Origin of the sequence: Streptomyces sp. 7N604 (assembly GCF_052245475.1) — a bacterium.
In the GTDB taxonomy this organism is placed as follows: domain Bacteria; phylum Actinomycetota; class Actinomycetes; order Streptomycetales; family Streptomycetaceae; genus Streptomyces.
Genome location: NZ_JBQQBX010000061.1, coordinates 1 through 25,185 on the forward strand (window position 1 = coordinate 1; position 25,185 = coordinate 25,185).

The window sequence follows — 25,185 nt, forward strand, 5'->3', positions numbered from 1 at the left end:
TTCGTCCCGAGAGGGCGATGGGGGTCCCCCCATCCCCCTCGAGGAACAAATCCCCACAACCACCGATCCCGCCGGCGAGGCGATCCTCGTCACGTTTTGGCAAAGCGGAAATGCGATCGCGTATTCCGCTGGTTACACGGTCAGAGCACTTGTGCGCCCAGCAAGGAGGTCTCGCACGGTGAGCCAGTACGTGTCCCGGCTCGGAGCGCTCCGCGGTCGTGCCCACGGCCCCCTCGCGGCGGTGGCATCGCCGCGCCTCCGGCTGCCCGGTGCCCCGCGCCGTCCCCGCCGCGTCGCGATGCTCAGCGTGCACACGTCACCCCTCCACCAGCCCGGCACGGGCGACGCGGGCGGCATGAACGTATACATCGTCGAGCTCGCCAAGCGCCTCGCCGCGATCAACATCGAGGTCGAGATCTTCACCCGGGCCACCAGCGCCGCGCTCCCGCCCGCCGTCGAGCTCGCGCCCGGCGTCCTCGTGCGGCACGTGGACGCGGGCCCGTACGAAGGCCTCGCCAAGGAGAACCTCCCCGCCCAGCTCTGCGCCTTCACGCACGGCGTCATGCAGGCCTGGGCCGGACACCGCCCCGGCCACTACGACCTCGTCCACTCCCACTACTGGCTCTCCGGCCACGTCGGCTGGCTCGCCGCCGAGCGCTGGGGCGTCCCCCTGGTTCACGCCATGCACACCATGGCCAAGGTCAAGAACTGCGCCCTCGCCGAGGGCGATACCCCCGAGCCCGACGCCCGCGTCATCGGTGAGACGCAGATCGTCGAGGCCGCCGACCGGCTCGTCGCGAACACCGCAGAAGAGGCGGCCGAGCTCGTACGGCACTACGACGCCGACCCCCGCAAGGTCGCCGTCGTCCACCCCGGCGTCAACCTCGACCGCTTCCGCCCGCACGACGGACGCGCCGCCGCCCGCGCCCGGCTCGGCCTGCCGCAGGACGCGCTGATCCCGCTCTTCGCGGGCCGCATTCAGCCCCTCAAGGCGCCGGACGTGCTGCTCCGCGCGGTCGCCGAGCTGCTCGACGAGCGTCCAGGGCTGCGCGACCGGCTCGTCGTGCCGGTGGTCGGCGGGCCCAGCGGCAGCGGCCTGGCCAAGCCGGAGGGCCTGCAGAAGCTGGCCGCCCGGCTCGGTGTCTCGGACGTGGTCCGGTTCCGGCCGCCGGTCGGGCAGGAGCAGCTCGCAGACTGGTACCGGGCGGCGTCCGTGCTGGTCATGCCCTCGTACAGCGAGTCCTTCGGCCTGGTCGCGATCGAGGCGCAGGCGTGCGGGACCCCGGTCGTGGCGGCCGCGGTCGGCGGCCTGCCCGTGGCCGTACGGGACGGGGTGAGCGGCTTCCTCATCTCCGGCCACGAACCGGCCGACTACGCGCGGGCGCTGCGGCGCTTCGCCGACGAGCCGGCTCTGGCGGACCGGATGGGCGCGGCGGCGGCCCGGCATGCCGAAGCCTTCGGCTGGGACACGGCGGCCTCGGCGACGGCGGACGAGTACACCGCGGCGATCCAGGAGCGGCGTCGTCTACGCTCGCTGCATGGCTGACGTGGACGTGGCTGAGGCGCGCAAGATCGTCGAGCAGACGCTCAAGGACGCGGGTCTGGAGTGGGAGAGCCCGGCGGACGGCAGGTACGTGGTGACGCTGCCGGGCACGCGCAAGCTGTCGACGACGTGCTCGCTGGTGGTGGGGAGACACTCGCTGTCGGTCAACGCCTTCGTCGTACGGCGCCCGGACGAGAACGAGGCGGCGGTCCACCGCTGGCTCCTGGAGCGCAACACCCGGCTGTTCGGGGTGGGTTACGCTATCGACCGGCTCGGCGACATCTACCTCGTCGGGAAGCTGCCGCTGGCCGCGGTGACGCCGGAGGAACTCGACCGGCTGCTGGGGACAGTGCTGGAGAACGCGGACGGCAGTTTCAACACCTTGCTGGAGATGGGTTTTGCGACCGCGATCCGCAAGGAGTACGCCTGGCGGACGGCTCGCGGCGAATCGACCCGCAACCTCGAGGCGTTCACCCACCTGACCAGGCGCCCAGCCGACCCCAACTGAGCCCCGCGCCACGACAACGCCGCCACCTCGCGGTGGGCGCGACGGCGGCCACCTCGCGGTGGGCGCACCGCCCGCCGCCCTGTGCCTGGGCGCGACGCCTTCGCCGCCCCGCGCCCAGGCGCGACGCCCCCGCCACCCCGCGCCGTTGGCGCTGGGCACGTCTGCTCCCCGACCCTCGGCCGGCCCGTCGTGCTCTCGGCCCCCGGCCGAACTCCGCGCCTTGGGTGCCGTCTTCCCACCCACCTGCCCAAAGTCCTGCTGAGCAGCCCCTTCCCCCTTCTCCGAAGTCTCCCCCGCAGTACGGGGGTCGCGGGTTGGAGGGGCGCAGCGCTTTCCACCCACCCACCCACACACACCACCCGCCCCATTTAGGGCGGGTGGGTGGGAAGACCTGGCGCGGAGCGCGGGGGCATCTCCGCGGGGCGAGCGGCGGGTTGAAGGGGCGCAGGCCCTTCAATGGGCGGGTGGGTGGGGAGCGGGCAAGTTGCCGCCAGACGCGGCAACTCGCCTGCGCCGTAGGGCGATTCGGGCCGTACGACCCCTTCCCGCCCGCCGCAGGCGCATGGCACGCTCAGGACACAGTCGCTCACCTGAATAGTGTTCACATCCATGGAAGGCGGGCTCATGGAGGACAACCAGCGCGGCCTCGGCCGGAGACGACTCCTCCGCAGCGCGATCGCCGTCACGGCCGGCTCGGTCGCCCTCGGCGGCCGCGCCGCCCCAGCCGCCGCCCAGCCACCCGGGGTGCCCCAGCGGCCCGCGCCGCCCAATACACCCGCCGCACCCCGAGCCGCCGCGCAACCACAGACCTCCGCGCAACCACAAACCTCCTCCCTGTGGCGCGAGTTCAGCGCAAACCCGTACGCCCACCCCCACATCCCCTACGTCGCCCGCGCCGGATACGCCGGTGGCCGCCGGGACTTCCCCCGCCCGCCCGTCCGCGCCGACGTCGTACGGGACTACGGTGCCCGGCCCGACGGATCCGCCGACGCCGCGCCCGCCATCAACCAGGCCATCCAGGACGTCGGCCGGCGCGGCGGCGGCACCGTCACCGTGCCCCCCGGCACGTACCGCATCGACGACGTCATCCGCCTCGGCCACGACAACGTCGTCCTCCGCGGCGCCGGATCCGCCCGCACCACCCTCCACGCCACCCGCAACCTCACCGACCTCATCGGCCCCTACGGCAGCCGCTACGGCGGCGACAAGTCCGCCTGGTCCTGGGCCGGCGGGCTCGTCTGGATCTGCCCGAAGGACCGCTACCGCACCCTCACCGACGCGATCCGCGCCAAGGCCTGGCCCTTCGAGGGCTGGACCGGCAACAAGCGCGACGAGTGGCGCACCCTCACCCCCGTCACCGCCCCCGCCCGCCAGGGCGACTGGACCGTCACCGTCGCTCACCCCACCGCTCTCCGCCCCGGCGACCGCTTCCTGCTCCGCCTCGCCGACGACGCCGGCCATACCCTCCTCGAGCACATGGCGGGCGACGGCCCCGGCACCACGTCGTACGCCTGGGACGACAAGACCAAGCTGACCAGCTACGTCCCCTACGAGTGGCCGTGCCGCATCACGGCCGTCCGCGGGCGCAGCGTCACCCTCGACCGCCCCCTCCCGCTCGACGCACGCCCCGAGTGGCGGCCCCGACTCACCACGCTCGTCAAGCCCGTGACCGGCTCCGGCGTCGAGGGCATCACCCTCGAGATGACCAGGACCCCCCAGTCGCCGCACCTCCTCGACAAGGGCTGGAACGGTGTCGCGCTGCAGTGCGCCTGGGACTGCTGGGTCGACGATATGCACGCGGTCGACGTCGACAACGGCTTCCTGCTGGTCGCCGCCAAGGCGTGCACGCTGCGCCGCACGCGCGTGTCCGGGCGCGGCAGCCACCACCCGTACTGCTGCCGCGAGGGCTCGCACGACAACCTCGTCGAGGACTTCAGGATCGACCGGCGGACCGCCCCCGCCCCGCCCGGCACCCAGCTGCACGGCATCAACGTCGAGGGGCTGTCCAGCTACAACGTCTGGTCGCGCGGCCGGATGGAGACGGGGACGTTCGACACCCACCGCGGGCTGCCGTTCGCCAACGTCCGTACGGAGGTCACCGTCCACAACGACGGGACGCACGGCGGCGACGCGAGCGCAGGGCCGCTCTACGGCGCCCGCTTCACCCACTGGAACGTCACCGTCACCAACGAGCGTGCGGGCTGCATCAAGATCGACGAGATCGCGCCGTACAGCGCGACGGTCGGCATCAGCACCGTCCGCGAGTTCGGCCAGATCGACGAGCCGGACTTCGAGGGTGAGCTCACCACCCGTATCGAGTCCTACGGCCACCCGGAGACGGTCAGGCCGCGGAATCTGTACGAGGCCCAGCGGGGGCTGCGCTGACCGGCCGTTCTGCGAAGGGTGGTGCGGCCCCGGGGAGGCCCCGCATCAGCAGCCAGTAGCCGAGCGCGGCCACCGTGCCCGTCACCGCACAGCCCGCCCAGAGCCAGGCCGCCCCGTAGGCGTCGATGACCAGACCGCCGGTCAGCGGGGCGGCCAGCGCGGCCACCGACCAGGACAGGGTGTAGATCCCCTGGTAGCGGCCGCGCCCGTGGGTGGGCGAGAGCCGCACCACCAGGCCCATCTGCGTGGGCGAGTTGACGATCTCGGCCAGGGTCCACACGCAGACGGTCAGCACGTACACCGTCAGCGACCCGGCGAAGGCGGTGAGCCCGAAGCCGTAGCCCGTGAGCAGCGCGGAGACGACCAGCAGGCGCATCGGGTCGCGGTGCTCGATGAGCCGGGTGACGGGGATCTGCAGGGCCACGATGAGCAGGCCGTTGACCGCGATGGCGAGGCCGAAGTCGGAGCTGGAGAAGCCGTCCGCGCCCATCGCGACGGGCAGCGCCACGAATCCCTGCTGGAAGATCAGGGCGACGAGGAACGACAGCGCGACCACGGCCATGAACCGCCGGTCGCGCAGCACGGTCCCGAGGCCGACGTCCGGCTCCCTTTCTGCGGAACTCTCCGCGGAGTTCGCCACGGGGCCGCGCACCGGCCGGGACTCCGGCAGCTTCACGAAGACGACCACCGCGCACACCAGCGTCATCGCCGCCTCGATGAGGAAGCCGAGCAGATAGCTGTGCTCGGCGATGAAGCCCGCGCCGGTGGAGGAGAGCGCGAATCCGAGGTTGATCGCCCAGTAGTTGAGCGCGAAGGCGCGTACGCGATCCTCCGGGGCCACGATGTCGGCCATCATCGCCTGGACCGCCGGGCGCGAGGCGTTGCTCGCCATGCCGACGAGGAAGGCGACGGCCGCGATCGCTAACGGGTGGGTCATGAAGCCGAGCAGGGCGACGGAGGCGCCCGTGGAGGTCTGCGCGATCAGGAGCGTGGGCCGACGCCCGAGCCGGTCGGTCATCACGCCCGCGCCCACGGACGACACCACTCCGCCGAGCCCGTGCAGCGCCGCGACCAGGCCCGCGTACGAGGCCGAATAGCCGCGCTCGATCGTCAGGTAGAGCGCCATGAAGGTGGCGACGAAGCCGCCGAGCCGGTTGACGAGGGTGGAGGTCCACAGCCACCAGAAGGCGCGGGGGAGACCGGAGACGCTCTCCGCTGCGGCACGTCTCAGATTGGCGATGGACATGGCGGCCCCCCCGGAGCAGCGGTGCTGCGTAATAGGCGCATGTGGCATGCGCAGCTTACAACGGCGGGGTGCGGCGCACCATCGAATATTGGTTAGGCTCAGGCCATGGCCGACGCGACGTACAAGCTGATCCTGCTCCGCCACGGCGAGAGCGAGTGGAATGCGAAGAACCTGTTCACCGGCTGGGTGGACGTCAACCTGAACGAGAAGGGCGAGAAGGAGGCGGTCCGCGGCGGCGAGCTGCTCAAGGACGCCGGCCTGCTCCCCGACGTCGTGCACACCTCGCTCCAGAAGCGCGCGATCCGCACCGCGCAGATCTCCCTCGAGGCGTGCGACCGGCACTGGATCCCGGTCCACCGCTCCTGGCGGCTGAACGAGCGGCACTACGGCGCGCTCCAGGGCAAGGACAAGGCGCAGACGCTCGCCGAGTTCGGCGAGGAGCAGTTCATGCTGTGGCGCCGCTCGTACGACACCCCGCCGCCGCCGCTCGAGGACGGCACCGAGTGGTCGCAGAGCGACGACCCGCGCTACGCGACGATCCCGCCGGAGCTGCGCCCGCGCACCGAGTGCCTCAAGGACGTCGTGACCCGCATGCTGCCGTACTGGTACGACGGCATCGTCCCCGACCTGCTCACCGGCCGCACGGTGCTGATCGCCGCGCACGGCAACTCGCTGCGCGCGCTGGTCAAGCACCTCGACGGGATCTCGGACGCCGACATCGCGGGCCTCAACATCCCGACCGGCATCCCGCTCTCGTACGAGCTGGACGCCGACTTCCGGCCGCTCAACCCGGGCGGCACCTACCTCGACCCGGAGGCCGCCAAGGCCGCGATCGAGGCCGTGAAGAACCAGGGCAAGAAGAAGTAACGCACCACGAGAGAGCCCCCTGCCTGCGGCTTCGCCGCCGGCGGGGGGCTCGTTCGCGCCTGGGGGCCGGCTCTCAGCCGGTGGCCTTGCCGATGATGCGGCCGATTTCCTCTCGGCCGAAGGCCCGCAGGGTCGTGGTGCGGACGTTGCCCACCGCGCCCAGCTGCAGGAGCGCCGCGGTGGCGGTCTCCTCGTCGGGCGCCTCGACGACGGCCACCAGGTCGTACGGGCCGATGGTCCAGTAGAGGCTCACGAGCTCCGCCCCGAGGTTCTGCAGGGCCGAGGCGAAGGCGTCGGCGCGCTTCGTGGTGTCCTGATAGGCGCGGATGCCCTGCTCGGTCCAGTTCAGCAGCGTGATGTACGTCGCCATGGTTTTTCGCCTCCATGAGGAGGGACATGAGGAACTCTCTCAAAAACAGGCTAATTCCGGACGCATGGGCCAGCGAGTGCACGACGAGGCCCCGGCCGGAGCACCGGCCGGGGCCTCGCGTACTGCTCGGATCGGACGCGGCTACCCGCAGCAGCCGCCGCACTGACAGGGCCCGCCGCTCTGGCAGCCGCAGCCGCACCCGGACCCGCAGCCGCACGCGGCGACGATGGTGGGCACCGGCACTTCGGCCACGGACGGCGAGCGGTCGGTCGAGTGCTGCTCGCGGGGCGGGAGAGTGATGGGAGAGTCGGCCATGAGATACCTCCTCGAAGGCCTTGAAGGCTTCAGCCTCGGCCCTCACTGCATACCCGTCCGCGTGGGCGCATCAACGGCGCGCGGAAGCGCGGCGGTACAGCGCGCACGCCCCGCGGCTGCGGAAGGCTACGCGCCCTCGACCGGGGCCGAAGCGGTGATCTCGTCCGCGTGCTCGCCCGTGACCAGGTAGACCACCCGCCGCGCAACGGAGACCGCGTGGTCCGCGTAGCGCTCGTAGTAGCGCCCCAGCAGCGTCACGTCGACCGCCGTCTCGATCCCGTGCTGCCACCGGTCGTCCATCAGGTGCTGGAAGAGCGTGCGGTGCAGCAGGTCCATCGCGTCGTCGTCCTGCTCCAGCTGGAGCGCCAGGTCGACGTCCTTGGTGATGATGACCTCGGCCGCCTTGGCCATCAGCCGCTGCGCCAGCTGCCCCATCTCCAGGATCGTGGCGTGCAGGTCCTGCGGCACGGCCGTGTCGGGGAAGCGAAGCCGCGCGAGCTTGGCCACGTGCTGGGCGAGGTCGCCGGACCGCTCCAGGTCCGCGCTCATCCGCAGCGAGGTGACGACGATCCGCAGGTCGGTCGCGACCGGCTGCTGGCGCGCCAGCAGGGTTATCGCTCTCGCCTCCAGTTCGCGCTGCAGGTCGTCCACCTTCTCGTCGGCGGCGATCACGCTCTCGGCGAGCTTGAGGTCCGCGTCGAGGATCGCCGTGGTGGCCCGGCCGACGGCGGAGCCGACGAGCCGGGCCATCTCGACCAGGCCCTCACCGATCGAGTCGAGCTCCTCGTGGTATGCGTCCCGCATCGAAATCCTCATCTCATCAAACTGGCTGGTTCCACCAGCATCCACGCTCGGGGACCCGTGCGTCCCCTTCGAGCCCCTCGAATGAACCGGCACCGACATCCCGGTGAACTCTTGGCAACGCCCACCACGCCATCCGGCACTCGGCCCCGACCTGCGCTTTACGGCCGCCTGACCGGGGTGAATCCGCCACGACCTGCCGGTGAACTCTCGGCAACGAGTGTCCGAGCTCGCCCTCGGCGGCCTGTGGATACGTCTCACCACCCGCTTAATCTGGACGCATGGATGTGAACGCGGCGGTCGCCGCACTGGCAGCGATCGCCGGGGTGTGTACCGGCGTCGTGGCCATGCTGGCGTTCCGCTGGAGCGAGCGGGAGCAGGCGAAGCCCACCCGCAGCTCGCTGCACACCGACGCCGTGCTGCCGCCCGGCGTCGACACCGTACTCTCCGTGCTCCGCTCCTCGGCCGTCGTCCTCGACGAGTCGGACAGCGTCGTCAAGGCCAGCTCCGCGGCGTACGCGCTCGGGCTGGTGCGCGGCGGCAAGCTCGCCGTCGAGCCCATGCTCAAGCTGGCCAGGGACACCCGTCGCGACGGCGAGATACGGCAGATCGAGCTCGACCTGCCCCGGCGCGGCACGGGCCGCGGCGATGCCCTGGCCGTCTCCGCCCGGGTCGCACCGCTGGGCTCCCGGCTCGTCCTGCTGCTGGTCGAGGACTTGACCGAGGCCCGCCGCATAGAGGCCGTGCGCCGCGACTTCGTGGCGAATGTCAGCCATGAGCTCAAGACCCCGGTCGGCGCGCTCTCCCTCCTCTCCGAGGCCGTGATGGACGCCTCGGACGACCCGGAGGCGGTCACCCGCTTCGCCGGGCGCATGCAGGTGGAGGCCACCCGTCTGACCAGCTTGGTTCAGGAGCTCATCGACCTCTCGCGGGTGCAGAACGACGACCCGCTGGAGGATGCCGAGCCGGTGCGCGTCGACGAGCTGGTGGCCGAGGCCATCGACCGCTGCCGCCACGCGGCCGGCACCAAGCAGATCACCATGGCGGCCGGCGGCACGGCCGACCACCATGTGTGGGGCAACCGCGGCCAGCTGGCCGCGGCCCTCGGCAACCTCGTCGAGAACGCCGTCAACTACAGCCCCGCCCGCACTCGCGTCGGCGTCGCCGCCCGCCGGGTCACCGCGCCGGGCGGCGACCTGATCGAGATCGCCGTCACCGACCAGGGCATCGGCATCTCCGACAGGGACAAAGAACGGATCTTCGAGCGGTTCTACCGCGTCGATCCGGCGCGCTCGCGCGCCACCGGCGGGACCGGCCTCGGCCTCGCCATCGTCAAGCACGTGGCCGCCTCGCACGGCGGGGAGGTCACGGTGTGGAGCGCAGAAAACCAGGGCTCCACGTTCACGCTGCGGCTCCCGGAGGCGGGCCGCGAACGGGCCCGGAACAAGGCCGACCGCCGTAACCGCCCCCTCGTAGGACCGGACGACCTCGAAGCCGGGGACGACGGCCCGTACGAGACCTTCTCCGATGAACCCCTTCCTGCCCCGGAGGTCCTTCCGTGACCCGAGTTCTCGTCGTTGAGGACGAAGAGTCGTTCAGCGACGCGCTGTCGTACATGCTCCGCAAGGAGGGCTTCGAGGTCGCCATCGCGGCAACGGGGCCCGACGGGCTCGACGAGTTCGAGCGCAACGGCGCCGACCTCGTCCTGCTCGACCTGATGCTGCCGGGGCTGCCCGGCACGGAGGTGTGCCGCCAGCTGCGCGGCCGCTCCAACGTCCCGGTCATCATGGTGACCGCCAAGGACAGCGAGATCGACAAGGTCGTCGGCCTGGAAATAGGAGCCGATGACTACGTGACGAAGCCCTTCTCCTCCCGCGAACTGGTGGCCCGCATCCGGGCGGTGCTGCGCCGCCGCGGGGAGCCGGAGGAGGTCGTCCCCGCCGCCTTGGAGGCCGGGCCCGTACGCATGGACGTGGACCGGCACGTGGTCACGGTCGGCGGCGGCAAGGTGGACCTCCCGCTGAAGGAGTTCGACCTGCTGGAGATGCTGCTGCGGAACGCCGGGCGCGTGCTGACCCGGATGCAGCTCATCGACCGCGTCTGGGGCGCCGACTACGTGGGCGACACCAAGACGCTCGACGTCCACGTGAAGCGGCTGCGCGCCAAGATCGAGCCGGACCCGGGCGCCCCGCGCTATCTGGTCACGGTCCGCGGGCTCGGCTACAAGTTCGAGCCGTAAAGAACCCGGCAAAAGGACCCCGTAGAAGGACCCGTAAAAGGAACCTGTCCTTGAATGGCGAGGGCCCCGGAGCTGACGGCTCCGGGGCCCTCGCCATATGGCTTACGCGATCAGTGCCCGGCGGCGTCGTGGCCAGCGGCCGACTCGCTCGCCCGCGCGTCTGCGGACTCGCCGGCACCCGGAGACCGGCTCGTACCGGCCTTGTCGCCGTTCGCCGCGCCCTCCTCCTCGGCCGCGCCCTCCTCCTCGGCGCCGCGCCTCGGTGAGCCGGTCGGGCTCGCGGTGCGCGAGGGGGTCGGCACGGCCGTCGGCCCGAAGCCCTCGAAGTAGCTCGTCGCGGGCACGACGAACGCCTGCAGCCTGACCGCGCCCGTCTGGCTGAGGTTGAAGACGACCTCCTGGACGTCGCCGTCCCGGAGGGACTCGCTGCCGCCCGCGAGTACGGCGGAGGGGTTGCCCTCGCCGCCCAGGGTCAGCGCGCCGCCCGCCGGGACCGTCAGCGGGCCCGTGCCCTTGGCCGGGGTGAGCTTCACCCTCTCGCCGGAGCCCTCGACCGTGACCGACTCCAGGGTCTGGTCCTCCTGGCCGTTGTTGAAGATCTTGGCGGCGACGACGGCCGGGCCCTCGGTGCCTTCGGGCTGGGTGATCACATTCGCATTCTGGATCTTGATCTCGCCGACGTGCGTCGCGGCGTTGTCCGGCTTGACCTGCAGCGTCGAGGCCGAGTTCCCCGCACCGCAGGCGGAGAGCATGGCGAGCGAGAAGGCGATGGCAGAGGCGGCGAGGGCGCCGCGTCGGATGCTGCGGCTCACGGCGGCGGCAACTCCTTGGACGACGGGGAGGGACGGCCTAAAGCCGCCCCAAGGGCTTGTCAGCGCGCTTAGGTTACCGAGCCGTCGCGGCGGCTCCGCACCCGACCCGCCTCCGGAGCCTGTCCTCCCTTCCGGGACTCCGCGCGGAATATTCACCCGGCACTCGTCCCGAGGGTTTATCGGCGGTGAATCCACGAAGGCGCCGGAATTGATCAGCGCCCGCCGGTCCGGATGGCTGTGACCGATGTCGCGAGCAACGCTGTGATCAATTCACGAAAACACGTCCGGATGCGGTTGGGGGCGCCCCGCCGAACGTCGGCGGAGGTCCGAACGGAGTAGCGGAAGTCAGCCACCTGGACTCCGGCAAACCGGGACGTTCAGCCGGTCGTAAGGGCCCCGCGAGGTGTGTAACGTCCGCGTTTCACCTCACCGCCACATCCGCTCCGACCTGCGAATACCCACTTGCGCAGAACCCCCGAAGCACGTTACAGCCGCTGTTGTCAAGCCCCGAGATATGCCCTGACCTGCGAAAACGCCATTCAGAACGGGGCGTTCCCGTGTTACTCTGGATAGCCACGGAAGGGGTACCTGTCACATGACGTTCAAGGTTGGCGACACCGTGGTCTATCCCCATCACGGGGCCGCGCTGATCGAGGCCATCGAAACTCGCCAGATCAAAGGCGTGGACAAGACCTACTTGGTGCTGAAGGTCGCCCAGGGCGACCTGACGGTTCGTGTGCCAGCGGACAATGCGGAGTTCGTCGGCGTGCGCGATGTGGTCGGGCAGGACGGGCTGGACCGGGTCTTCGAGGTGCTGCGTGCGCCGTATGCGGAAGAGCCGACCAACTGGTCCCGCCGCTACAAGGCAAATCTCGAGAAGCTCGCCTCCGGCGACGTGATCAAGGTGGCGGAAGTTGTCCGCGACCTGTGGCGCCGTGAGCGGGAGCGCGGGCTTTCCGCAGGTGAGAAGCGCATGCTCGCCAAGGCCCGGCAGATTCTGGTGAGCGAGCTCGCCCTCGCGGAGAACACCAACGAAGACAAGGCAGAGGCCCTGCTCGACGAGGTTCTCGCGTCCTGACCTGACGCGCGCTCCTGCCTGGTCCGAAAGCCCTGCCGGTCTGTCGTGCCGCGGTGCCCGGGTGACGTATGTCTGTCGCCGGGCGCTGCGGCATGTGCGGCAACGCGGCATGGGGGCAACGGCTCGGGTGATGCGTACGGCACCATGTGCACGGCAGTGTGTGCACGCCGCTGAGCGACTGGCGTGCCGGGCCCGGGCAGCTCTCCCCCAGCTACCGCTGGGAGGTGCCCCCAGACCAGTTGTCACGGAAGGGACCGGTCGGGGCATCGTGCCCGGCACGCTCAGGCCATACCCAACCCGGCCGAGGAAACAAACCTGAACGCGCAACCAATGTCCGACAGCAGGCGCCCCGAAGAGCGCTCCGACAGCCCGCACCACACCCGTATCGCCGCCGTCATTCCGGCCGCGGGACGCGGTGTGCGCCTCGGCCCTGGCGCCCCCAAGGCGCTGCGCGCCCTCAGCGGCACCCCGATGCTGGTGCATGCCGTGCGCGCCATGGCCCGGTCCAGGGCCGTCTCCGTCGTCGTCGTGGTCGCCCCGCCCGAGGGAGCCGCCGGAGTCCGGACCCTCCTCGACGACCACGCCATGCCCGAGACCACCGACGTGCTCGTCGTCCCCGGCGGCGAGACCCGCCAGGAGTCCGTCAGGCTCGGCCTCGCCGCGCTCCCCGACGACGTCGGCATCGTCCTCGTGCACGACGCCGCCCGCCCGCTCGTCCCCGTCGACACGGTCGACGCGGTGGCCGCCGCCGTACGCGACGGGGCCCCGGCCGTCGTTCCCGCCCTGCCGGTCGCCGACACCGTCAAGCAGGTCCAGCCGCGGGCCGCGGGCGAGCCCGAGCCCGTCGTAGGCACCCCCGAGCGCGCCGTGCTGCGCGCCGTCCAGACCCCGCAGGGCTTCGACCGCGCCACGCTCGTCGAGGCGCACGAGAAGGTCGCCCTCGAGGGCGAGGGCGCCACGGACGACGCGGGCATGGTCGAGCGGCTCGGCGTCCCGGTCGTGGTCGTGCCGGGCCACGAGGAGGCGTTCAAGGTGACCCGGCCCCTGGACCTCGTCCTGGCCGAGGCCGTACTCGCCCGCAGGAGGGCCACCGATGGCTTCTCGTGACACCTCCGGGCCCCGCCCGGCGGGCCTGCTGCCCCTGGTCGGGATCGGCACGGACGTGCACGCCTTCGAGAAGGGGCGTGAGCTGTGGTGCGCGGGCCTGCTCTGGGAGGACGCCGAGTACGGGCTCGCCGGGCACTCCGACGGCGATGTCGCCGCGCACGCCGCCTGCGACGCGCTTTTCTCCGCGGCCGGACTCGGCGACCTCGGCGCGCACTTCGGCACCGGCCGTCCCGAGTGGTCAGGTGCGTCCGGTGTGACGCTTCTCACGGAGGCCGCCCGCATCGTACGGGACGGCGGCTACGAGATCGGGAACGTGGCGATCCAGGTGATCGGCGTACGGCCGAAGATCGGCAAGCGCCGCGAGGAGGCGCAGAAGGCGCTCTCGGCGGCGGTCGGCGCCCCGGTGTCGGTCTCGGGTACGACGACCGACGGCCTCGGCCTGACCGGCCGCGGCGAAGGGCTCGCCGCCATCGCGACGGCCGTGGTCTTCCGGCCCCCCAACGCGTAAGGAAATACGCCTTCCTGAAGGGGAGTCGGGCCGCCATGGGTCCACCCGACCCGTCCGCTCGACCCCGACGCGGCCCAGGACGGCCCGCGCGTCATCGCTCGCACCACCGCGCGCAAGATCATCGGCGATATCCGTGGCATTCCGGGAGGGCCCCGACCTCCGGCCCGTCATCACTGTCACGCTTCCGTGTCCCCTCGGCCGAATAGGTCGCGGGGCACTGTCGTAGGCGCACTACCCTTGATGCGTGACTATTCGCCTGTACGACACCAGCGCCCGGCAGATTCGTGACTTCACCCCGCTCAAGCCGGGCTGCGTCTCGATCTACCTGTGTGGCGCGACCGTACAGGCCGCCCCGCACATCGGGCACATCAGGTCGGGGCTCAACTTCGACATCATGCGGCGGTGGTTCAGCCACCGCGGTTACGACGTCACGTTCATCCGCAACGTCACGGACATCGACGACAAGATCCTGGCGAAGTCCGCGGAGAGCGGTGAGCCGTGGTGGTCGATCGGCTTCCGCAACGAGCGCGCCTTCGACTACGGCTACGACGTGCTCGGCTGCCTGCCGCCGACGTACGAGCCGCGGGCCACGGGCCACATCCCCGAGATGATCGAGATGATGCGCGGCCTCATCGAGCGGGGCCACGCGTACGCCTCCGACGGCAACGTCTACTTCGACGTGCGGTCCTTCCCCGGCTATCTCGCGCTCTCCAACCAGGACCTGGAGAACCTCCTCCAGCCGGAGGGCGAGGGCGAGACCGGCAAGCGCGACCCGCGCGACTTCGCCATGTGGAAGGCCGCCAAGCCCGGGGAGCCCAGCTGGGAGACCCCGTGGGGCCGCGGCCGCCCCGGCTGGCACCTGGAGTGCTCGGCCATGGCCCACAAGTACCTGGGTGCGGCGTTCGACATCCACGGCGGCGGCGTCGACCTCGTCTTCCCGCACCACGAGAACGAGATCGCGCAGGCCAAGGCCTTCGGCGACGCCTTCGCCTCGTACTGGGTGCACAACGGCTGGGTCACCATGAGCGGCGAGAAGATGAGCAAGTCGCTGGGCAACTCGGTGCTGGTCGCCGAGATGGTCAAGCACTGGCGCCCCATCGTGCTGCGCTACTACCTGGGCACCCCGCACTACCGCTCCATGATCGAGTACAGCGAGGACGCGCTGCGCGAGGCCGAGTCCGCGTTCGCGCGCATCGAGGGCTTCATCCAGCGCGTCGTCGAGAAGGCCGGGGGCCCGGTGGACCCCGCGCCTGAGGTGCCGCCGGCCTTCGCCGACGCGATGGACGACGACCTGGGCGTTCCGCAGGCGCTCGCCGTCGTGCACACGACCGTCCGCCAGGGGAACTCCGCGCTGACCGCCGACGACAAGGAAGCGGCCGTCGCCCGCCTCGCCGAGGTCCGTGCGATGCTCGGAGTGCTGGGCCTGGACCCGCTCGACGAGCACTGGGCGACCGGCACCGAGCGCGGTGAGGACCTCCACGGCGTGGTGGACTCGCTGGTCAGGCTGGTGCTCGAGCAGCGCCAGGCGGCCCGGTCCCGTAAGGACTACGGGACGGCGGACGCCATCCGGGACCAGCTCCAGCAGTCGGGCCTGGTCATCGAGGACACCCCGTCCGGCCCGCGGTGGGAGCTCGGCCCGCGCTGACGACCGCGCCCCCGGCGCGGCACACTGTTCGAGTACGCACCTCGAGTTCGTACCTACACGCAAGCACGCGCGAGCACGCGTGCCCGCAGGAAAGAGTTTGGTGACACATGGCGGGGAACAGCCAGCGCAGGAACCGCCGCACCGCGTCCAAGAAGGGCGCGACGGTCGGCAGCGGCGGCAAGCGGCGCCGCGGCCTCGAGGGCAAGGGCCCGACCCCGCCCGCCGAGATGCGCAAGGGGCATGCCAAGCAGCGCGCCGCGAACGCGAAGTCCAAGCACGCCGGGCGCCGCCCCGCGCCGCGCCGCGGCGGCGCCAAGGGCACCAGCGAGCTGGTCGTCGGCCGCAACCCGGTGTTCGAGGCGCTGCGCGAGGGCGTACCGGCGAACACGCTCTACGTCCAGCAGTTCATCGACAACGACGAGCGGGTGCGCGAGGCGCTGAAGCTCGCCGGCGACCGTGGTGGTATCGCCCTCATGGAGGCGCCGAAGCCCGAGCTGGACCGGATGACGAACGGCCTGAACCACCAGGGCCTGGTCCTCCAGGTCCCGCCGTACGAGTACGCGCACCCGGAGGACCTGGCCGCCGCCGCCTTCGACGCGGGCGAGGACCCGCTGATCGTCGCCCTCGACGGGGTCACCGACCCTCGCAACCTCGGCGCCGTCGTCCGCTCCGTCGCCGCCTTCGGCGGGCACGGCGTCGTCGTGCCGGAGCGGCGAGCGGCCGGGATGACGGCAGGCGCCTGGAAGACCTCGGCCGGCACCGCCGCCCGTACGCCGGTGGCCCGCGCGACGAACCTCACGCGCGCGCTCGAGGCGTACCAGAAGGCCGGGATGACCGTCGTCGGCCTGGCCGCCGACGGCGACGTGGAGCTGCAGGACCTCGAGGTGCTGGACGGACCGGTCGTGATCGTCGTCGGCAGCGAGGGCAAGGGTCTGTCCCGGCTGGTCGGCGAGACCTGCAACCTCCGGGTGCGGATCCCGATGCCGGGCGGCGCGGAGTCGCTCAACGCGGGCGTGGCGGCGGGCGTCGTCCTGTACGAGGCAGCGCGCCGCCGCGGCTGAGCCCGCCCCCCGCCTCAGGGTGTTCAGCCCGCCCCGCCCTCAGGTGTTCAGCCCGGCCAGCCGGGCCCGAAGCCGCGCGGCACCTCCCAAGTGCCAGGAGCGGGTGGCGTGCCGGAAGTGCTCCAGCAGCACCACCTCCCGGCCGAGCAGCGGCAGTACGACGCAGCCGGGCTCCTGAATCGCGCCGACCGAGCGGGTGCAGGTGCCGGTGCGGCCGTCGGGGAAGGGGAAGCGGACGGGGTCGCGCAGGAGCATGACGTGCGCGTCCTCGTACACCACCCCGCCCGCCGCCGGGACGGACTCCGGGTCGCTGGATGCGCGCAGCAGGGTCTCCCAGTCCCGCTTCAGGGTGGGAAACGTCACGCTGTGCCCCAGGCCGCTGCGGAGCGTGTTGCCCCGGTCGGTGAAGACCAGGCGGATCACCAGAGGGCCCGGGCCCAGCTGCTGGACCGCGCCGCAGCGAGACCCCGCCGCCCGCCAGCTGGAGCGACAGGCCCGCCGACTCGAGGACCAGCGTCACCTCGATGTCGCGCGGGAAGCCCCCGCGGGAGCGGCTGAGCTTGCGCGCCTTGCGGAGCATCTTCGCGTGCAGCTCCGCGAGTTCGGAGGTGGCGTGGGCGAAGGCGCCGGGCTCCGGAACGCGCCCGTCCGTGAAGCCGCCCCGGACGAAGCCGCTCAGAGCGTCGATGTAGGCGCGCCACTCCTCCTCGCGGCGCAGCCTGGGCGATGAGCCCGCTGGCCGTCGTCGCCGTGACCGGCGTTCTGACGCTCCGCACGGTTCCCGGGAAGAGGATCTTGACGGGTCTCGGACAGTTCGGGGTCGTCAAGGCAGTGTCTTAAACCGGAGTCACTCGGTTAGTTGAGCGTGGACACCAGAACACTCCGCCCTACGGGGGGACGCTCGCCACGATTCGACGCCGAGCCTGCGCTGAGCACGGTGAAGGTGCCGTCCGACCCGGCCCAGGTCATCGTCAACCACGCGAGCTTCCGAGTGCAGCTCGCCACGCCGGTCCAGGGCGCGGCGACCCGCGCGCAACTCGCTGCGCCGGCCGCCGACGGCTCCGCCAGGCGCCGTACCCCCGTCGTGTGGAGCGGCCGCACCGAGCCCGGCGACCCCGCCGCCGGCCGGCTCCTGCAGGCCGTACGGAACTCGGGCGCGAGCGTCGGCGCGGAAGCCGGGGGCGGAGGGGACTGCGGCACCACCCAGGTGCTGCCGCGGATCAGCCTCGAAGAACCGCCACCGACGATCATCGGGCCGCGTGTCCCGCAGCCGGACGACGACACCACCGTGCTGCGGCCCGTACGGCTGGGGGGCCGCGCGTACGAGCGCGGGGCGCGCGGAGACGCGGGCCGGGACACCGGGGAGTACGGCGGATACCGCGACCACGACGAGTACGACAAGTACGGCGACCGCGACGGGTTCGGCGACCGCGACGACTACGACGCATACGAGGAGCTCGGCGAGGGGGAGACGCGGAGCCGGCGCCACGGCTCGGACAACGTCCGGCACGCGTACTACCCGGGCCGCCGGATGAACCTCGGCGTCGTCCTGCTCCCGCTCCGCATCTTCCTCGGCTTCATCTCCATCTACGCGGGCATGGGCAAGCTCTGCGACCCCGTCTACTTCGACGGCGGCGAGCGCGGCTCCATGGTCACCTGGCTCTCCCACCTGCACCCCTGGGGCGTCGCTTCGCCGCTGCGCGACTTCGCGCTCGCCCACCCCGTCGGCTCCGGCCTCACCGTCGCCTTCCTGCAGGTCGTCGTCGGCGTGCTGACCGTCTTCGGACTGTGGCAGCGCGTCGCGGCCTCCTTCGGCGCACTGCTCTCCGCCGCGCTGCTGGTCACCGTCAGCTGGCGGACCCTGCCGGTGTACGACGCGCCGGACATCATCTACCTCGCCGCCTGGAGCCCCTTGATCATCGCGGGCGCTCCGGTGTACTCGATGGACGCCCGGCTCGCGGGCGAGGCGTGGCGCAGGCTCGGCCCGCGCGTCCCGATCTGGCACCTGCGGCGGCGCGTGCTGCGGCGCGGCACGGTCATGGCTGCGGTCGTCGTCGGAATGACCCTGCTGGTCGGCTCGATGCTCGGCGGCGCGGTGCGGTCCACGGACATGACGACCGTGCCGGGGCCGACCGACGCGCCCCGCAACCACCTGCCCGGGACGCCGCTGCCGCGGAAGCCCAGCGCGGAGAAGTCCTCGCAGGGGCCGACCTCGGCCGGCACCGGCTCGCCCGAGGCGCAGAGGAGCGCCGGCCCGTCCGCCGGGGCCTCGACCGGGCCGGGGACCGCGCGGGAGACCGGGACAGTCGGTACGGGGCAGCAGCCGGGCCGGTCTCCCAGCGGCCAGAACGGCGGCGGGGCGGCGCAGCAGCCAGCGGCGCCCGAGCCGCCGAGCCGTACGGCGGGACCGTCGTCGAGCGGTGGTGGTTCGACCGATCCGGGCGGCGGCTCGGGCGGTGGCGACGGCGGTACGGGTGGCGGCTCGGACGGCGGCTCGGGCAGCGGCGGCGCCCTTGGAGGCCTCCTCGGCTGAGTGCCGTGGAGCGGTTCGGCTGACGACCGCCGCCGGGGCTGCGCCGGGGGTGTGCGTCTCCCGGCGGTCAGCAGCCGCAGGTCGCCGCCGCGGCACCGCAACAGGCATCCGCGGCAGGGGCGTTGCTCGAAGGGGTGTCGCTCGCGGCGCTCCTGCCGAGGGTGTGGGCGTCGGCCTTGACGACGTAGACCTCCCAGGGCTCCTTGCCGGGGCCGTGGACCCAGACCTTGTCCTGGAGCGCGTAGCAGCAGGAGGTGTCGTTCTCCTCGAAGGTGGCGAGACCCGCGTCCTTGAGGCGGGCGGTGGCGGCGCTGACGTCGCCGGTGGTGGGAACCTCGACGCCGAGGTGGTCGAGGCGGGTGTCCTCGCCGGGCCGGCCTTCGATGAGGACGAGCTTGAGGGCGGGTTCGGCGATGGCGAAGTTGGCGTAGCCCTCGCGCCGCTTGGCGGGCTCGGCGCCGAAGAGCTGGGAGTAGAAGGCGATGGAGCCTTCGAGGTCGGCGACGCGCAGGGCGAGCTGGACTCGGGACGTGGACATGACCGCTCCTTGTTTCAATGGCAGGTGATCCTGATTCGACGTTTGTCGATGTCTGTATCGAAGTCTGCTCCACGATTCGACGAGTGTCAATATAGATCCATGTCGAATCTCCAATCCGGATCTGGGCGACGGCTGAAAATCGATTGGTCTAAACCTTGACGCAGGTGGTGTAGACCAAGCAGCTTGGGTGGTCTCAATCCCCCACAGCGGCCGCGCAGTTCGACTGCCCCGTCGGCGGTCTCGAGCGGCTCGCAGATTGAAGGAGTGCTCAAGTGTCGAGGAAACGCATCGTTGCGTGGCTCACCGCCGCATTGGTCGGGTGTGCGCTCTGGGTTGTCATGCCCATGACTTCAAATGCGGCCACCACCACGCCGCGGACGAAGGCGGAGTTCATCGTGAGCGAGGCCCAGTTCAACCAGATGTTCCCGAACCGGAATTCCTTCTACACGTACAGCGGCCTGACGGCGGCCCTGGACGCGTACCCCGCGTTCGCCAACACCGGCAGCGAGACGGTCAGGAAGCAGGAGGCTGCCGCCTTCCTCGCCAACGTCAGCCACGAGACGGGTGGCCTGGTCCACATCGTCGAGCAGAACCAGGACAACTACCCCCACTACTGCGACGCGACCCAGCCATACGGCTGCCCCGCAGGCCAGGCCGCGTACTACGGCCGCGGCCCGATCCAGCTGAGCTGGAACTTCAACTACAAGGCGGCGGGCGACGCGTTGGGCATCGACCTGCTCAACAACCCCTGGCAGGTGGAGCGGGACGCCGCCGTGTCCTGGAAGACCGCCCTCTGGTACTGGAACACCCAGACCGGCCCGGGCACGATGACGCCGCACGACGCGATGGTCAACCAGCGGGGCTTCGGCGAGACGATCCGCTCCATCAACGGCAGCCTGGAGTGCAACGGCGGGAACCCCGGCCAGGTCCAGAGCCGGGTCGACAAGTACAAGCAGTTCGTCGGAGTCCTGGGCACGACGCCGGGCGACAACCTGTACTGCTGATCGGCTGAGCCGGTCACCGGCCGGCAGCCGATGCCAGGAAGCCCAGGTCAGCCTGACTGACCTGGGCTTTTCGGAGCCGCCTGTCGGGCTCGAACCGACGACCTTCGCTTTACAAGAGCGGCGCTCTACCAGCTGAGCTAAGGCGGCAGCCCGTACAGACTACACAGCGTCCCACCCGCGGAGCCACGCCATTGGCCTTCGCCCGGAGCCGCGGGCGGGCGGCGGGCGGGAGGGGGCGAGCGGCGGGCGGGGCGGGCAGCCCGGTGGCGCTCCGCCAAGCGATTTCGCCCGTCTCCGGCTACTGACAAACCGCCGAGCCGCAAGGTACCGTCACCGGCAGTTCGCTCAGGTGGACTAAACCTTTACTCGGATCGTCCGGCACGTTCCTGCCGGTGAAGGGACCACAACAAACATGGCTACGGTCACGTACGACAACGCGACCCGGATCTATCCGGGCTCCGACAAGCCCGCCGTCGACAAGCTCGACATTCAGATCGAGGACGGCGAGTTCCTCGTTCTCGTCGGCCCGTCCGGCTGCGGAAAGTCCACCTCGCTGCGGATGCTCGCGGGGCTCGAGGACGTCAACGCCGGTTCCATCCGGATCGGGGACCGGGACGTCACGCACCTCCCGCCGAAGGACCGGGACATCGCGATGGTGTTCCAGAACTACGCGCTTTACCCGCACATGAGCGTCGCCGACAACATGGGCTTCGCACTCAAGATCGCGGGTGTGCCGAAGGCCGAGATCCGCGCGAAGGTCGAGGACGCGGCGAAGATTCTCGACCTCACCGAGTACCTGGGCCGCAAGCCCAAGGCGCTCTCCGGCGGGCAGCGGCAGCGCGTCGCGATGGGCCGCGCCATCGTCCGTGAGCCGCAGGTGTTCCTCATGGACGAGCCGCTGTCGAACCTCGACGCCAAGCTGCGCGTCCAGACCCGTACGCAGATCGCGAGCCTGCAGCGCCGCCTCGGGATCACCACGGTGTACGTGACCCACGACCAGGTCGAGGCCATGACCATGGGCGACCGCGTCGCGGTCCTCAAGGACGGGCTGCTGCAGCAGGTCGACTCGCCGCGCAGCATGTACGACCGTCCGGCGAACCTCTTCGTCGCGGGCTTCATCGGCTCCCCGGCCATGAACCTCGTCGAGGTACCGATCACCGACGGCGGCGTGAAGTTCGGCAACAGCGTGGTGCCGGTGTCGCGCGAGGCGCTCTCCACCGCGTCCGACAAGGGCGACCGGACGGTCACGGTCGGCGTACGCCCCGAGCACTTCGACGTCGTCGAGCAGAACGGCGCCGCCGCGAAGTCGCTGTCGAAGGAGTCCGAGGACGCCCCGGCCGGCCTCGCCATCACCGTCAACGTCGTCGAGGAGCTCGGCGCCGACGGTTACGTCTACGGCACCGCCGAGGTCGGCGGCGGCGAGCGCAAGGACCTCGTGGTCCGGGTGAGCGGGCGGCAGGTCCCGGAGAAGGGCTCCACGCTGCACGTCGTGCCGCGCCCCGGCGAGACCCACGTCTTCTCCACGTCCTCCGGCGAGCGCCTGAGCGACTGACGGGCAGAGCACCAGGCCGCGGCGCCGTACACCTGAGTGGTGTGTGGCGCCGCGGCGCACCTGCGGAACATCTGCGGCACTTCCGGCTTTTCGGTCCTATGCGTCAACCCCCTGAACCGACCGGCTCGGGAATCCGTCGCTCAAGAGGGTGACTAAATGTCGCCAAATCACTACCGCTCGCTACGATCGCGGCGTGAACCAAGCAGCCCGCCGTATCGGCAGAACCCTCGCACTCGTCCTCCCCGTCGTCCTGGTGCTGTCGGGGACGCTCGCGGTCGCCCGCGTCCCGTGGGCGGCGCCCGACGCCGACACCCAGGTGCTCACCGCGTCCGCGGAGAAGGCCTCCACCCGTGCGACGCCCCGCGCCCCGCAGGAGATCCTGCGGGACCGGCTGCTCGCGGAGCTCCAGCAGAAGGACCCCTCCGCGGCGCTCACCAGCCTCCAGAAGGAGACCAACCGCCGCCCCTCGCTGGCCAGGCACTGCGCCTCGCTCGCCCGCGCGCTGGGCCGGGCGGCGGTCGCCAAGTACGGCTCCCACAAGGCGCAGCGCTACTCGCGCCCGGTCTGCGACACGTCCTTCGCGTACGGCGTGGCGGAGCGGGCGGGCTGACCCGGCAGGCCCTGCCGGGCCGGGGAGCCTGTGCCGGCCGAGCGGCCCTCGTCGGCTGGGCGGCCCTCGCCGCCCTCGCCGCCCCCGATCCGCAGCATCCGCGGTGCATGCGCATAAGGTGCGCGGCATGACAGACGATCGCCGCGCGGGCCGGAACACCAGCTCCGCGCATCCCACGCAGGCCGTGGTCCTGGCCGGAGGCCAAGGATCGCGGCTGCGTCCTTACACCGACGACCGTCCCAAGCCGATGGTCGAGATTCCCGGCACCGGGACTCCGATCATCGGCCACCAGCTGGCCTGGCTGGCCGATGAGGGCGTCACGGACGCCGTCGTCTCCTGCGGGCATCTGGCCGAGGTCCTCCAGGACTGGCTGGCGTCCGCCGCGGACCGGCTCCCGCTGCGGGTCACCACCGTGGTCGAGAAGGAGCCGCTGGGCCGGGGCGGCGGCCTCAAGTACGCGGCCGCCTCGCTCCCGCACCCGGACCGGCCCTGGTACGCCACGAACGGCGACATCTGGACCCGGTTCTCGCTGCGCGAGATGGCCGCGTTCCACGACGAGCGCGACGCGGTCGCCACGCTGGCGCTGGCCCGGCCGCGTATTCCGTGGGGGGCGGTGGAGACCGACGAGTTCGGGCACGTCCTGGACTTCATCGAGTCGCCGCCGTCGCCGTATCTCATCAACGCGGGCGTGTACGTCTTCTCCGCCGCGTTCACCGACCTTCTCCCGGTCCGCGGGGACCACGAGCGCACGACGTTCCCGCGGCTGGCGCGCGAGCGCCGCCTGGCCGGATTTCCGCTCCCGCAGGGTGCGTACTGGCGCGCCATCGACACGGCGAAGGACCTGGCCGAGGCGGCGAAGGAGCTTGCCGGCGCCGGGGGTTGAGGAACGCACCCGGGGGACGGGCGGTGGCCTGGTGACCACCCCGCGGCGCAGGTGTGTGACGGGTCCACCTCGCGCCGCGGGGGCTCCGGCGGCGACCGTGGAAGGAGGACAGCCGGTCGGGCTGCCGTACCTGAGGCGGGAGTGCTGTGAACCAGGTTGTTCTGACGCGGGGGGACCTCCGTCCCCCGGGTCGCGAACCGGAAGGCGCCCGAGCGGCCAACTGCAGGGCGGATGACGTGCCTTCCGTGCTGTTCGACTCATTCCGCCGGAGCGACCAGCGGCGGAAGGCCGGGCAGTACCTGACCGGGCTGCTGAGGGCCGAGGGCCGCAAGTCGATGCGCAACATCGCCGCGCTCTTCGGCGGGCAGGCCACCGAGCAGAGCCTGCACCACTTCATCTCCAGCTCCACCTGGGACTGGCGGCCGGTGCGGCGGGCGCTGGCCCGCCACCTGGACCAGGCGATGGCCCCGCAGGCCTGGGTGGTGCAGTCCGTTCCGATTCCGAAGACGGGCCGGCGCTCCGTCGGCGTCGACCGCATGTTCGTGCCGGAGCTGGGCCAGACCGTCAACGGGCAGCAGGCATACGGAGTCTGGCTCGCGGGCGCCGAGACGAGCGTGCCGGTCAGCTGGCGGCTCTTCCTTCCCCCGTCGTGGGTCAACGACCCCGCCAGGCGGCACAAGGCGGAGATTCCCGCGACCGCCCGCGAGGAGCGCCCGGACGCATGCGCGGCCGCCGCCGTGCTCGACAGCGTCGGCGGCTGGCAGCTGCGGCAGCGGCCGGTGCTGATGGACGCCCGGCTGCACGATGTGGGCGGCGTCGTACGGCGGTTCCTGGACGCGCGCGTGCCGCTGGTCACCCGGATCGGGGGGATGTCGAGCCTGGTCGTCGCGGATCCGGCGATGCCGGGCTACGGCCGCGGCGCGATACCCGCCCAGCGGATCCTGGAGTCCGTAGCGGGCCTGCGCCGTCCCGTCGAGTGGGCCGACCCGGCCGTCGGCCCCGCCCGCAGGACGACGCTGGTCGCGGCCGTACGGGTGAGCCTCCCGGACATCCGGGCGGGCGGCGCCGGGGACGCAGGGCCGCCGGCGCGGCCGGCCGGTGGCAGGCAGCGGAGCCTGCTCCTGCTGGGGGAGTGGCGTTCCCGCACCGCCCCCGCGCAGCTGTGGCTCACCGACATGACGTCCGCGCCCGCGTCCTCGCTGCTCGTGCTGACCAAGCTGGCCGGCAGGGTGTCCCGGGACTTCGCGGAGCACGGCGACCCCGTCGGCCTGCGGGACTTCGAGGGGCGGTCCTTCCGCGGCTGGCACCGCCATATGACGCTGGCGTCCGCGGCGCACGCGGTTTCGGTGCTGGGCGCGAGGGGACCCGGCGGTCCGCGCTATGTCCCGGAGCCGTCCGTTCGCCCCTCCCGACCACCCTGCCCCTCCCGACCACCCCGCCCCTCCCGACCACCCCGCCCCTCCTGACCACCCCGCCTCTTCTGACCGCCCTGACCTGCCTGACCACCCGGGGCAGGACCGGGGCTGCGGCCCGGGCCGGATCGGCCCCGGCCCGGGCCGCCTTCCTCCCGCTGCGCAGGC

Annotated in this window: 24 protein-coding genes and 1 tRNA gene; 17 read left to right on the forward strand and 8 right to left on the reverse strand. The window is 71.6% G+C overall.

Annotated elements, in window-relative coordinates; all coding sequences use genetic code 11:
* Window positions 1-178 precede the first annotated feature (178 nt).
* From mshA to ACTWP8_RS36860, 3 genes are all read left to right on the forward strand, one after another.
* A complete protein-coding gene (gene mshA, locus ACTWP8_RS36850; protein ID WP_443326423.1) occupies window positions 179-1,546 on the forward strand; it encodes a D-inositol-3-phosphate glycosyltransferase in 1,368 nt (455 codons plus the stop codon).
* Window positions 1,539-2,051, forward strand: a complete 513-nt coding sequence (locus tag ACTWP8_RS36855; RefSeq protein WP_443326424.1) for a YbjN domain-containing protein — start codon at window positions 1,539-1,541, stop codon at window positions 2,049-2,051. The genes mshA and ACTWP8_RS36855 overlap by 8 nt, the downstream gene beginning before the upstream one ends.
* A 609-nt stretch (window positions 2,052-2,660) precedes the next feature.
* Entirely contained in the window at window positions 2,661-4,436 is a 1,776-nt protein-coding gene (locus ACTWP8_RS36860) for a glycosyl hydrolase family 28-related protein (RefSeq protein WP_443326425.1), read from the forward strand.
* Here ACTWP8_RS36860 and ACTWP8_RS36865 read toward each other — a convergent pair.
* Entirely contained in the window at window positions 4,393-5,682 is a 1,290-nt protein-coding gene (locus tag ACTWP8_RS36865) for an MDR family MFS transporter (RefSeq protein WP_443326426.1), read from the reverse strand. The two genes, ACTWP8_RS36860 and ACTWP8_RS36865, sit on opposite strands and share 44 nt — an antisense overlap.
* 105 nt (window positions 5,683-5,787) lie before the next feature.
* Between ACTWP8_RS36865 and ACTWP8_RS36870 the strand changes: the two genes are divergently transcribed.
* Entirely contained in the window at window positions 5,788-6,549 is a 762-nt protein-coding gene (locus ACTWP8_RS36870; RefSeq protein ID WP_443326427.1) for a phosphoglyceromutase, read from the forward strand.
* 73 nt (window positions 6,550-6,622) lie between these two features.
* Here ACTWP8_RS36870 and ACTWP8_RS36875 read toward each other — a convergent pair whose 3' ends face one another.
* The 3 genes from ACTWP8_RS36875 to phoU form a co-directional block, all read right to left on the reverse strand.
* Complete coding sequence (locus tag ACTWP8_RS36875; RefSeq protein ID WP_443319889.1) at window positions 6,623-6,919, reverse strand: GYD domain-containing protein; 297 nt, start codon at window positions 6,917-6,919, stop codon at window positions 6,623-6,625.
* Between the two features lie 141 nt (window positions 6,920-7,060).
* Window positions 7,061-7,234 carry a hypothetical protein gene (locus tag ACTWP8_RS36880; RefSeq protein WP_443326428.1) on the reverse strand — a complete coding sequence of 58 codons (174 nt, stop codon included), beginning with the start codon at window positions 7,232-7,234 and terminating at the stop codon, window positions 7,061-7,063.
* Between the two features lie 126 nt (window positions 7,235-7,360).
* A complete protein-coding gene (phoU, locus tag ACTWP8_RS36885; RefSeq protein ID WP_443319888.1) occupies window positions 7,361-8,038 on the reverse strand; it encodes a phosphate signaling complex protein PhoU in 678 nt (225 codons plus the stop codon).
* A 278-nt stretch (window positions 8,039-8,316) separates the two neighbouring features.
* Between phoU and ACTWP8_RS36890 the strand changes: the two genes are divergently transcribed.
* Window positions 8,317-9,597, forward strand: coding sequence for a sensor histidine kinase (locus ACTWP8_RS36890; protein WP_443326429.1), 1,281 nt, complete (start codon window positions 8,317-8,319; stop codon window positions 9,595-9,597).
* A complete protein-coding gene (locus ACTWP8_RS36895) occupies window positions 9,594-10,274 on the forward strand; it encodes a response regulator transcription factor (RefSeq protein ID WP_360860746.1) in 681 nt (226 codons plus the stop codon). Before ACTWP8_RS36890 ends, ACTWP8_RS36895 begins: the two co-directional genes overlap by 4 nt.
* 110 nt (window positions 10,275-10,384) lie before the next feature.
* On the opposite strand, the gene ACTWP8_RS36900 is transcribed toward ACTWP8_RS36895, so the two are convergent.
* Window positions 10,385-11,086, reverse strand: a complete 702-nt coding sequence (locus ACTWP8_RS36900; protein ID WP_443326430.1) for a DUF461 domain-containing protein — start codon at window positions 11,084-11,086, stop codon at window positions 10,385-10,387.
* Between the two features lie 595 nt (window positions 11,087-11,681).
* Between ACTWP8_RS36900 and ACTWP8_RS36905 the strand changes: the two genes are divergently transcribed.
* The 5 genes from ACTWP8_RS36905 (at window position 11,682) to rlmB (ending at window position 16,485) form a co-directional block, all read left to right on the forward strand.
* On the forward strand, window positions 11,682-12,164 hold the full coding sequence (locus ACTWP8_RS36905; protein WP_003953493.1) for a CarD family transcriptional regulator: 483 nt from the start codon (window positions 11,682-11,684) through the stop codon (window positions 12,162-12,164).
* Between the two features lie 330 nt (window positions 12,165-12,494).
* Window positions 12,495-13,271, forward strand: coding sequence for a 2-C-methyl-D-erythritol 4-phosphate cytidylyltransferase (ispD, locus tag ACTWP8_RS36910; protein ID WP_443326431.1), 777 nt, complete (start codon window positions 12,495-12,497; stop codon window positions 13,269-13,271).
* Entirely contained in the window at window positions 13,258-13,779 is a 522-nt protein-coding gene (ispF, locus tag ACTWP8_RS36915; protein ID WP_443326432.1) for a 2-C-methyl-D-erythritol 2,4-cyclodiphosphate synthase, read from the forward strand. The genes ispD and ispF overlap by 14 nt, the downstream gene beginning before the upstream one ends.
* A 244-nt stretch (window positions 13,780-14,023) precedes the next feature.
* The gene (gene cysS / locus ACTWP8_RS36920) at window positions 14,024-15,424 is read left to right on the forward strand and encodes a cysteine--tRNA ligase (protein WP_443326433.1); all 1,401 of its coding nucleotides are present in this window, start codon (window positions 14,024-14,026) and stop codon (window positions 15,422-15,424) included.
* Window positions 15,425-15,531: 107 nt separating this feature from the next.
* On the forward strand, window positions 15,532-16,485 hold the full coding sequence (rlmB, locus tag ACTWP8_RS36925; protein WP_443326434.1) for a 23S rRNA (guanosine(2251)-2'-O)-methyltransferase RlmB: 954 nt from the start codon (window positions 15,532-15,534) through the stop codon (window positions 16,483-16,485).
* 39 nt (window positions 16,486-16,524) lie between these two features.
* Here rlmB and ACTWP8_RS36930 read toward each other — a convergent pair whose 3' ends face one another.
* Entirely contained in the window at window positions 16,525-16,908 is a 384-nt protein-coding gene (locus ACTWP8_RS36930) for a hypothetical protein (RefSeq protein WP_443326435.1), read from the reverse strand.
* A gap of 442 nt (window positions 16,909-17,350) precedes the next feature.
* On the opposite strand from ACTWP8_RS36930, the gene ACTWP8_RS36935 reads away from it, so the two are divergent.
* Window positions 17,351-19,018, forward strand: coding sequence for a DoxX family membrane protein (locus ACTWP8_RS36935; protein WP_443326436.1), 1,668 nt, complete (start codon window positions 17,351-17,353; stop codon window positions 19,016-19,018).
* Window positions 19,019-19,085: 67 nt separating this feature from the next.
* Here ACTWP8_RS36935 and ACTWP8_RS36940 read toward each other — a convergent pair whose 3' ends face one another.
* The gene (locus tag ACTWP8_RS36940; RefSeq protein ID WP_443326437.1) at window positions 19,086-19,556 is read right to left on the reverse strand and encodes an ArsI/CadI family heavy metal resistance metalloenzyme; all 471 of its coding nucleotides are present in this window, start codon (window positions 19,554-19,556) and stop codon (window positions 19,086-19,088) included.
* 338 nt (window positions 19,557-19,894) lie between these two features.
* Here ACTWP8_RS36940 and ACTWP8_RS36945 point away from each other — a divergent pair, with 338 nt between their 5' ends.
* Complete coding sequence (locus ACTWP8_RS36945; protein ID WP_443326438.1) at window positions 19,895-20,560, forward strand: chitinase; 666 nt, start codon at window positions 19,895-19,897, stop codon at window positions 20,558-20,560.
* A 74-nt stretch (window positions 20,561-20,634) separates the two neighbouring features.
* Here ACTWP8_RS36945 and ACTWP8_RS36950 read toward each other — a convergent pair.
* Window positions 20,635-20,707: transfer RNA gene (locus tag ACTWP8_RS36950), tRNA-Thr, on the reverse strand.
* A 265-nt stretch (window positions 20,708-20,972) separates the two neighbouring features.
* Here ACTWP8_RS36950 and ACTWP8_RS36955 point away from each other — a divergent pair.
* From ACTWP8_RS36955 to ACTWP8_RS36970, 4 genes are all read left to right on the forward strand, one after another.
* Window positions 20,973-22,112, forward strand: coding sequence for an ABC transporter ATP-binding protein (locus ACTWP8_RS36955; protein WP_443326439.1), 1,140 nt, complete (start codon window positions 20,973-20,975; stop codon window positions 22,110-22,112).
* 193 nt (window positions 22,113-22,305) lie between these two features.
* Window positions 22,306-22,722 (forward strand): hypothetical protein, encoded by a 417-nt coding sequence (locus tag ACTWP8_RS36960; protein WP_443319450.1) that lies wholly within the window; start codon window positions 22,306-22,308, stop codon window positions 22,720-22,722.
* Window positions 22,723-22,849: 127 nt separating this feature from the next.
* Window positions 22,850-23,605: a nucleotidyltransferase family protein gene (locus ACTWP8_RS36965; RefSeq protein ID WP_443326440.1), complete on the forward strand. Its 756-nt coding sequence runs from the start codon at window positions 22,850-22,852 to the stop codon at window positions 23,603-23,605.
* Between the two features lie 146 nt (window positions 23,606-23,751).
* Window positions 23,752-25,071, forward strand: coding sequence for an IS701 family transposase (locus ACTWP8_RS36970; protein WP_443326441.1), 1,320 nt, complete (start codon window positions 23,752-23,754; stop codon window positions 25,069-25,071).
* The last annotated feature ends 114 nt before the right edge of the window (window positions 25,072-25,185 follow it).

What these genes read in the sequence shown, in the direction of transcription:
- ACTWP8_RS36855 (WP_443326424.1), top strand. Translation starts at nt 1,539, where the DNA reads ATGGCTGACGTGGACGTGGCTGAGGCGCGCAAGATCGTCGAGCAGACG.
- ACTWP8_RS36860 (WP_443326425.1), top strand. Translation starts at nt 2,661, where the DNA reads ATGGAAGGCGGGCTCATGGAGGACAACCAGCGCGGCCTCGGCCGGAGA.
- ACTWP8_RS36865 (WP_443326426.1), bottom strand. Translation starts at nt 5,682, where the DNA reads ATGTCCATCGCCAATCTGAGACGTGCCGCAGCGGAGAGCGTCTCCGGT.
- ACTWP8_RS36870 (WP_443326427.1), top strand. Translation starts at nt 5,788, where the DNA reads ATGGCCGACGCGACGTACAAGCTGATCCTGCTCCGCCACGGCGAGAGC.
- ACTWP8_RS36875 (WP_443319889.1), bottom strand. Translation starts at nt 6,919, where the DNA reads ATGGCGACGTACATCACGCTGCTGAACTGGACCGAGCAGGGCATCCGC.
- ACTWP8_RS36880 (WP_443326428.1), bottom strand. Translation starts at nt 7,234, where the DNA reads ATGGCCGACTCTCCCATCACTCTCCCGCCCCGCGAGCAGCACTCGACC.
- phoU (WP_443319888.1), bottom strand. Translation starts at nt 8,038, where the DNA reads ATGCGGGACGCATACCACGAGGAGCTCGACTCGATCGGTGAGGGCCTG.
- ACTWP8_RS36890 (WP_443326429.1), top strand. Translation starts at nt 8,317, where the DNA reads ATGGATGTGAACGCGGCGGTCGCCGCACTGGCAGCGATCGCCGGGGTG.
- ACTWP8_RS36905 (WP_003953493.1), top strand. Translation starts at nt 11,682, where the DNA reads ATGACGTTCAAGGTTGGCGACACCGTGGTCTATCCCCATCACGGGGCC.
- ispD (WP_443326431.1), top strand. Translation starts at nt 12,495, where the DNA reads ATGTCCGACAGCAGGCGCCCCGAAGAGCGCTCCGACAGCCCGCACCAC.
- ispF (WP_443326432.1), top strand. Translation starts at nt 13,258, where the DNA reads ATGGCTTCTCGTGACACCTCCGGGCCCCGCCCGGCGGGCCTGCTGCCC.
- rlmB (WP_443326434.1), top strand. Translation starts at nt 15,532, where the DNA reads ATGGCGGGGAACAGCCAGCGCAGGAACCGCCGCACCGCGTCCAAGAAG.
- ACTWP8_RS36940 (WP_443326437.1), bottom strand. Translation starts at nt 19,556, where the DNA reads ATGTCCACGTCCCGAGTCCAGCTCGCCCTGCGCGTCGCCGACCTCGAA.
- ACTWP8_RS36945 (WP_443326438.1), top strand. Translation starts at nt 19,895, where the DNA reads ATGCCCATGACTTCAAATGCGGCCACCACCACGCCGCGGACGAAGGCG.
- ACTWP8_RS36955 (WP_443326439.1), top strand. Translation starts at nt 20,973, where the DNA reads ATGGCTACGGTCACGTACGACAACGCGACCCGGATCTATCCGGGCTCC.
- ACTWP8_RS36965 (WP_443326440.1), top strand. Translation starts at nt 22,850, where the DNA reads ATGACAGACGATCGCCGCGCGGGCCGGAACACCAGCTCCGCGCATCCC.